1 protein-coding gene is annotated in these 599 nt (G+C 44.7%); it reads right to left on the bottom strand.

All coding sequences use genetic code 11. The features are described from left to right. Positions 1–14 precede the first annotated feature (14 nt). Positions 15–599: DUF1397 domain-containing protein (locus ACFFNX_RS52035; RefSeq protein ID WP_378213899.1), on the bottom strand; the 585-nt coding region annotated here is incomplete at its 5' end.

Genomic DNA, 599 nt, shown 5'->3' with positions numbered 1-599 from the left:
CTACAACTAAGCCATCAATGTAATTCCACCAAGTTGTCCGCTGTATTCGGGCACTGGTCCGGTTTCAAGGAAGCGAAGATATGAGATATAAACTGGGAACTTGATTGCTTGGGGCACTTGGATATCTCGCTCACAATGCAGTCGGTCACTCCTTCGTAAAGTTTGCACACCTCCGCATTCGTATATTTCTTATCCGAGGCGTAAAAGTCGCGAATCACGTTCTGGCATTGAGTAAGTTGTTCCGAATGATTCCCAATGCAATCCATCCCACCTTCTTCAAAGAAAACTGTTGTCTTTTCAGCGTCGTTGTCGCACAAATAGTCAGCGAGCTCCTTCACAGTTTTTTTGGATGTTTCAATACTAACATCAGTGTCTACACAGGGCGCAATTGCGTCTGCCATGTCTTCGAAACACTTAAGCAATGAACGCTCTTTCTTACAGACCGCTTTGGTAATGGTTACGAGCGACTCTATCTCCCTTATCTCTGTAGGCTTAGTCATATCAATGTGAAAGTTGATAGGCACCGCTTCTACCATGTTACTCAGTAAGCAGTACTGAAAGTTCTGTACCCCTTTCTCAGCTCTCCTGGTATTTTCCGG

It is taken from the genome of Actinoallomurus acaciae, from assembly GCF_042429965.1.
Taxonomy (GTDB): domain Bacteria; phylum Actinomycetota; class Actinomycetes; order Streptosporangiales; family Streptosporangiaceae; genus Actinoallomurus; species Actinoallomurus acaciae.
The sequence above is the reverse complement of the archived record's forward strand: the minus strand, read 5'-3'. Positions and strand labels throughout refer to the sequence as shown.